Source organism: Verrucomicrobiales bacterium (assembly GCA_016793885.1).
Taxonomy (GTDB): Bacteria; Verrucomicrobiota; Verrucomicrobiia; order Limisphaerales; family UBA11320; genus UBA11320.
Genome location: JAEUHE010000023.1, coordinates 1 through 7,046, shown reverse-complemented (window position 1 = coordinate 7,046; position 7,046 = coordinate 1). Strand labels below are relative to the sequence as shown.

Sequence of the window (7,046 nt, the reverse complement as noted above, 5' to 3'; positions counted from 1 at the left end):
GTCTAGCCTGGGCATAGCGTTGAGCCTCAGCGTTGGCGGGATCCAGCAGGCCGAACCCACCGCCTAAGCCAATCGTCAACTTAGGGCTATAAGCGTAATTGAGAAATCCATTCGCCTGCCACTCCTTGCTGCCGACCCCCGTCTCATAGTCGAGAATGCTTTGACGAGCATCCAACTGCAGGGACGTCAGGCCGGTCAACTCGTAAACCGCAGCGAGGTCGGTATTGTAGACCTGGCGTCGGGTGCGAGTACCGAAATCGATGGTGGCGTCGGACAAGGACTGAATATCCTGCTGCAGCCGTAGTTTCAGCCGCTCGAAGGGGAGGACGCCATTGATCCGAGCGGCATGATCGACCGCATTTTGATCACTGTTCTTGCTGAAATAACGCAGCGCCGCACCATAGTCGATGGTGAAACCCTTGCTGGTGGTGAGCAATCCCCGATTGGCCACACCACTCTTCTGATCTTCCGCACCCAAGGATGCCCCACGAATACTCGTGGAGTTTCCGAGGGAGTTACCAGACTCTCCGGCAAGGAGGGTGAAGCCGGGTGAGAACGTCCAGATGAAGTCATCCGCGGGATTGGTCGGCCGAAGGGTAATGTTGTCATCGTAGCCCGCCGTGGCGCTGGCGCGAGGGTAGAACCCGAAATGCGCGTTGCCGAGCAGCGGAGTAACCTCGTCATTTCGCGGAGGGTGAAGCGGAAGGTAGTTCGTGGTCGGCTCAGCGGCGGTTGAGCTGAGTTGTGTCCCCAGCGAGAGCAGCAAAAAGGCGACCGACCGTCGAGAGTTCCTGCCCATCCCCGTACGGATTCTCGCATGGAGTTCCACCTTTAGGTGGTTCGGCACCCCCGTCCCCGTATGGAGTCCCGCTTTGAGGGACCGCACAAAAACAACTTCAGGATTTGCCGCTGGTTCTTTTGTTCGGGCTCTTCGTTGCAGCTCAGGCACAGCCCCATTACCAGGGGATGTTTCCTCGCTGCGCCTCGCTCCCGAGCAAAACTCCTGCGCTGCAAAACCCGAATTTGTTTCCGCACGATCCCGTAGGCGGTTCGGGGTCACTTCTTCTACTTCGTGAGCGTTCGGGTAAATCGTAGGAATGCGGAGGGGACCGCCTAAAGGCGGGACTCCGTACGGGGAGAGGAAGGCTGCGCCGCCTGAAGGCGGAACTCCGTGCGGCAATCCTGTCCGAGTAAATCCCAGAGCCTCGTCACCTCGTCTCCTACCGGAGGGTGAGGGGTGGTACAAATTGAGACTCATGGGTGGATGGTGGAATCGGACGCCAGGTGCGACACCTGGCGTCCGATGAGAAACGGAAGCCTCGTGACCTCGTCTCTTACAGAGTTAGGTCGGGATCAGGGATTGACGACGCGGAAGTACTTTTCCTTGCCGGCGATCACGATGACACTGCTGTACACCCCGTTGACCAGAGTAGGCGTCACCGCGGTGTCCTCCCATACGATCGGCAGTGAGAGCGAATGGGTGTGCTGCAGCCTCCACTGAGGTCCAACGACTTGAGCCCAGGAAACCGTCACCCGCGTGGGATCCGGTCCCTTCTGAATGCGCAAGCAGGGCAAGGTCCCCGTCAGCCCCAACTGGGCCGGAGCGCTGGTTTGGCTGCCTTGTCCATTGGTCACTTTGACCGTGTAGCTGCCGAGATCCGAGACATCAGCGTGAGGAATGACCAGGCTGGAGCCGGTCTCGCCCAGGAGGGGGGAGCCGTCCTTCGACCACTGATAGGTCAAGGGAGGAGTGCCGATGGCGACCACGTTGAAGGCCACGGTGGTGTCGCTCAAGCATTCGATATTGGTCGACTCGGGCTTCACGGTGATTTCCGGCGGTCCACTGTAGGTGGCCAACACGCGGCAACCGAAGTTGATGGGCAGAACGTCGCCCGGCTTGGCCTTGAGCAGCTGCCATCCGCCAGGACCGACGCCGGTCTTTTCCCAGTAGTCATCATAGGTCTGACCGATCGTTGGAAACTGGTAGAGATCCAGACCCGCAAACTGCAAGCCGCCCGCGGAGCCCTCGGCGGTCAGGCCGGTGAACTGCACCGTCCAGGTGAAGTTCTTGGGTACGGCAATCGCCAGATCGTGATACTCCAGGACATTGCCATCATTGCCAGTTCCGGCAACCGGGCCGATGCCGCTATCATAGAGCAAAGTCCCAGGCGTGGGAGCACCGTTGGGATCAATGGGTCCGTTGTTCTGGTAGATGCGGAACTGCACTTTGGCACTGCCGTTCCGGAAGTCCGGACCGAAACCGAAGTATTCGAACTGGAAATTGGTGAGGACCCAGGTTCCATTGCCGGCCAAGATAATCTCTTCGCCAAATTCGAAGTTGCGCGACGGCAATCGTTCAGGATGCGAACGGACCGACGAGTTGTCATAAACGACATCCGCGGAGGCGACGAAGGCATTCGCGGCGAGCGCGAGCCCGACCAGGAGTTGTGTGAGTTTTTGTTTCATAGAGTTGTTGATCGATCCGACTATTGTTTACGGCATACCAAACCAGCAGGCTTACCTTGCCCTATCTTCCCAGCCCTGGCCGACACCACCCGGCTTGCGTTAAGTTCCGACCTGCACCATCTGACCCACAGGACTCGTGGGAGGGGATGGCCGGGTCGGATCGGCGGCTTCGCTGGTAAATGCCGCCTTTTTTTGCTTCGCCTGCTCCCAACGGGCGACGGCCTGCAACCAGGCCTCCGCCGCCAATTCGGAAACATGCTCGAACTGATGCAAAGTCATCGCGTCCGGACGCGAGAAAAATTCGAGGGACATCTCCCGCTCTCCGGGGAAGTGATGGGAGCGTCGGAGGGGCAACTCAGTGCCCTGAGTCAGGCGCCACGTGCGCTGTTCCCCCCGCAGCCGCAAGTGAACCTCGCAGAACTGGAGTTTTCGGGTAACAAATTCGTATTCCTTCCACAGGCAGTCCACGCTCCGGCAGCGCTCCGCTTCCAACTGCAGCCATTGCGAAAGACTTAACGCATAGCGAGAATGAGAGCGGAGACGCCAATACGACTGCGCCAGAGCGAAACCTGACCTCAGCTTCGGGATCAACCCCCAATGGCTCAACAGGGCGATCAGAGCCATCGCTGCCATTCCCGCAAAAATGGGCATATGCTGGCCGGAGAAGAGGAACACCCCGATCGCGAAAGAAAGCGCCACCACCGAGAACGCGTACAGCACCAAAACCGCACGCGTTCGGGAAAAGCCCTTGCGCATCAGCCGATGATGGATGTGGTCCAGGTCAGGACGAAAGAGGGGCAAGCCCTTAAAGCCCCGGCGCAGGATCGCGAGGGTCGTGTCAATGATCGGGAGAGCCAGCGCGATCGCGGGAGCGGCCAAACCCGCAATCACCGTGCCTTTGTTCGAAGTTTGAATCGACAGCAGACCAATCAGGAAACCGAGAAAATAAGCGCCACCGTCGCCGAGATAGAGCCGCGCGGGCGGAAAATTATACCGCAGAAAACCGAGCAGCCCGCCCAGAGTACCGACACAGACGAGGGTATAAAACCCGTTGGCCGTCGTCATGCTTACCCACGCCAGCAAGGCCATGAGGAAAACGCCGATACCACCCGCCAACCCATCCATACCATCGATGAGGTTGATGAGATTGGTTATCGCTACCAGCCAGAGAACAGTGATGGGTAACGCCAGTGTGCCCAGTTCAAGCCCCTCTTGAGTAAATGGATTCTTGAGCGTGTTAATTTGCAAGCCACCGTAAAAAACCAAACATGAGACGCCGATCTGGGCCAACAACTTTTTCTTGGCTCCCAAGGGCCGAATGTCGTCCACAATCCCGACCAGGAAAATGAGCAGGGAAGAACCGAGAATAACCCAGAACTCCCGCGAGGCCATCGGCTTGAACTCATGCAGCCACAAGGCCAACAACCCCGCCGCTAGGAAACTGGCGACCAGACACAGGCCGCCGAGCCGCGGAATCCCTTTGGACTCGGGAGCGTGGTGGAACTGGGACTTTCGGGACGAGAGAAAGGAAAAGAGGCCGGCATGCCGGTGAACAATGGCTCCACCAATAGCTAACGAAAGTAGCGACCCAAGGAGGGCACACGGTACCAAGTAACTTTCCGCGTCATGCGTCATACGTATTTCCTTCCCGTCCGGCAGGCCTCCTCCTCGGCGAGGTATGCGACCGGTCAGAAAAGGTTCACTTCTGTCCTACACCTAAGCATCACATCACCGGCACTGCGTGAGAGAATGGGAGAAGTAGAATCATCGGAGCAGTCCAAACAGCGACTACTGTGACCTTCGTCTCCGCCTCCGCTAAGAATTGTCAAACAGTCCGTGGATGAAACGAGGAGCAAAATTTGCCGCCCGCTTGAGCCATTCCGTTATAGAGCAGCGTGTGTTTGCCGGATTTTAAGGCCAGCGTCAACTGGAAATTCCTGCTGAAGTCGGCTCGCGATGTGAAAAGTCCGTAGCGACAAGCCAGCATAAGGTCCGTGAATAATTCAACCGCGGAGCATGAGCCAATCCAGACCGACGCTCAAGAAGGTCGCTAAAACGACCGACCGACCCTCGGGTTACCGTGCCTCTGGCCACATTTACTTCGCCTTGCCTGATCACCTTTGGCACGGGTTCGAGGTAAGGCTAGGATTTCCAGGCTTCACAAATTGGACGCTAGTCTTTGGAGCACAGGCCACGGATTCTAAGTCAGTCATTCCCGGTTTGCTGGTTTTCGCGTTCGGATTTCCCCCTTCTTGCGTTCAAGCACGCTCTAACACTCCATCCTATCCAGACAGAACAGTGATAGTTGATCATTCCGATTCAGATACCTTTTTCGTTTGATCTCACCTGACTAATCCATCCCCACAGTTTGATGTACCAATCGCGATGCATGAAAGGCTTTTCCAGGAAGAGGAAGAGGATACTACTCGACACAAAAACCACTGACAGAATCAGCGGCGCCATCGCCAACCAGCAAAGCCAGTAGGGCCACCCCTGCAAATGCGTAATAAACCAACGCCCCACAAAAGACAGGATTAAGTAGTGGTATAGGTAAATCGTGTAGCACATACCTCCGACAGTGACAACCCATCGGTTGCACAAAAGGCGGTTTGTGTAGACCCCCAAAAACGCTCCAGAAAATGCCAGCAAGACAAACAATGGTAACAAGACAGGCTTCATTACGTCATGAACTTGAACGAGAATGATTCCCATCCATGCCATCAAGGATACGCAGTCCCAGAGGTAACTTTTCTTTGGACATGATTTCCAGTTCATCAGATAGGCATCTGCCATGACAAAACCTAGAAGAAAAAACTGAATATACTGAAAAACGGAGAGTTCAGAAACCAACTTCCATTCCTGTGCGACGATTGACACACCAATAATCCCAAGGACAATCATACGGCGAACCGAGTTGTTCCTGATGCTGAACAAGCCCGCAACCAATGGCAGTAGGATATAAAACTGGACTTCGATCTCTAGTGACCAGGCTGGGTAGTTGATCAAGCTTCCATCGCCAAACCAGATATTGTGCACATACAGAGCGCTCGCGGCGAAATGAGGCAGCAGTTGATCGAAAGACTCCCCACGAAACATCACGAGCAACGAAAAGCACAGGATTAGGTTCACCAGGTAAGGTGGCTCTAGACGCGTTAAGCGGCGAAGGAAATATCTAGACAATGAGACCCTTGGACCTTGTTCAAAATGGAACTTTGCGAACGGCAAAGCCAAAATAAAGCCACTAATGGCGAAGAATACCTGGACACCAACCCCCCCCTGCTTAAACACCTCAACCAATACGACACTTACCGGATCATCGACCTTTACCTGAGGTATCTTTGCCAGAATATATCCGTTCAGATGAAAAAGAACGACGCTTGCGATCGCGAGAAAGCGCAGCCCATCAATTTCAGGAATAAATACACCAACCGAACTCACTCGAGCCAGTTTAAGTCGTGCTTTATCAAAACACTTCGCCAATCTCAAGACTCCATGCATAGGTAATGCTGCGCAGTTTGGATCTCGCCCGTTAGAAACAGTAGACCAAGTCGGGGCCCTGATAGCTCAATCTCTTGCTGTCAGCGGGGGGGCAAAGCGAGCCATTCTTGAGGTTAACTGTCTCATTGCTCAAAGGACCGCGCTAGCGGCCCATTGGAGCGATGAACGAACTCAAGATGGACCTGCAGCAATCAATTCGCGTTCTTACGCAGCAAGGCTGGTCACAGCGCAAGATCGCGCGCGAGCTCGGCATTGACCGCGAGACGGTGGCGCGTCATCGACGCCTGACCTTGAAGGGTGCGGTTTCAAAACCGGCCATTCCGCCCCCCGGGTCTACTCCTCCAACCGAGCCTCAAGCGGTCGAAGAGGTCGGATCAAAACCAGCCATGCTGCCCGCCGGTCGGCGCAGCCAATGCGCTGCATTCCGCGATACGATTGTCGCCAAGCTAGAGCTGGGCCTCAGCGCTCAGCGCATCTACCAGGACTTGGTCAGCGAGCATCAGTTCGCCGGGGGCTCTGACTCCGTCAAACGCTTCGTGGCCAAAATGGGCTCCCAGTCGCCCTTGCCCTTTCGACGAATGGAGTGTTTGCCCGGAGAAGAGGCGCAAGTTGACTACGGACAGGGTGCCTGGGTTGTTGAGGACGGTTAGCGGCGGCGGCCGCATATCCTACGGGTCATCCTGAGCTTCTCGCGCAAAGGATACACCGAAGCTTTCCGGGCGCAGACGACTGAAAACCAAATCCGTGGGCTGGAAAACTCCTTCCGCCACTTCGGTGGAGGTCCCACCTGAAGTGGACCCCATTCTTTGGACCACAGAACGCAGATTTTAAGTTAGTCTTTCCGGGTCTGCTGGGACTTGTTTTTGTCTTTCCGACTTCCTGCGTTCACGTTCATTAAACCGCTTCCGAACCTCCGGCGTCCATCCCGAAGGGAGCCCCTCGGAGGGGCGACCGGAGGGATGGACGCCGTGACCACTTCGGTCCTTACTTCCACCGCCATGTCGCTGGCTTGGCTCCGTACGACTCTGGGGAGTGATAGAGCTCCCCAGGTGTCGCGTCTCCCAGCGATTGATGTGGCCGCA

Annotated in this window: 5 protein-coding genes; 1 reads left to right on the top strand and 4 read right to left on the bottom strand. The window is 56.1% G+C overall.

Annotated elements, in window-relative coordinates; genetic code table 11:
* The 4 genes from JNN07_03070 to JNN07_03055 form a co-directional block, all read right to left on the bottom strand.
* The coding region (locus JNN07_03070) for a hypothetical protein (GenBank protein ID MBL9166696.1) at positions 1-799 on the bottom strand (799 nt) is incomplete at its 3' end.
* 554 nt (positions 800-1,353) lie between these two features.
* On the bottom strand, positions 1,354-2,466 hold the full coding sequence (locus JNN07_03065; GenBank protein MBL9166695.1) for an immunoglobulin domain-containing protein: 1,113 nt from the start codon (positions 2,464-2,466) through the stop codon (positions 1,354-1,356).
* Between the two features lie 99 nt (positions 2,467-2,565).
* Complete coding sequence (locus tag JNN07_03060; protein MBL9166694.1) at positions 2,566-4,101, bottom strand: undecaprenyl/decaprenyl-phosphate alpha-N-acetylglucosaminyl 1-phosphate transferase; 1,536 nt, start codon at positions 4,099-4,101, stop codon at positions 2,566-2,568.
* 684 nt (positions 4,102-4,785) lie between these two features.
* A complete protein-coding gene (locus tag JNN07_03055; GenBank protein MBL9166693.1) occupies positions 4,786-5,964 on the bottom strand; it encodes an acyltransferase in 1,179 nt (392 codons plus the stop codon).
* Positions 5,965-6,125: 161 nt separating this feature from the next.
* Between JNN07_03055 and JNN07_03050 the strand changes: the two genes are divergently transcribed.
* On the top strand, positions 6,126-6,614 hold the full coding sequence (locus JNN07_03050; GenBank protein ID MBL9166692.1) for a helix-turn-helix domain-containing protein: 489 nt from the start codon (positions 6,126-6,128) through the stop codon (positions 6,612-6,614).
* Positions 6,615-7,046: the final 432 nt, after the last annotated feature.

Bases quoted from the DNA above. Each gene is read 5' to 3' on its own strand.
- JNN07_03065 (MBL9166695.1), bottom strand. From the start codon at position 2,466: ATGAAACAAAAACTCACACAACTCCTGGTCGGGCTCGCGCTCGCCGCG.
- JNN07_03060 (MBL9166694.1), bottom strand. From the start codon at position 4,101: ATGACGCATGACGCGGAAAGTTACTTGGTACCGTGTGCCCTCCTTGGG.
- JNN07_03055 (MBL9166693.1), bottom strand. From the start codon at position 5,964: ATGCATGGAGTCTTGAGATTGGCGAAGTGTTTTGATAAAGCACGACTT.
- JNN07_03050 (MBL9166692.1), top strand. From the start codon at position 6,126: ATGAACGAACTCAAGATGGACCTGCAGCAATCAATTCGCGTTCTTACG.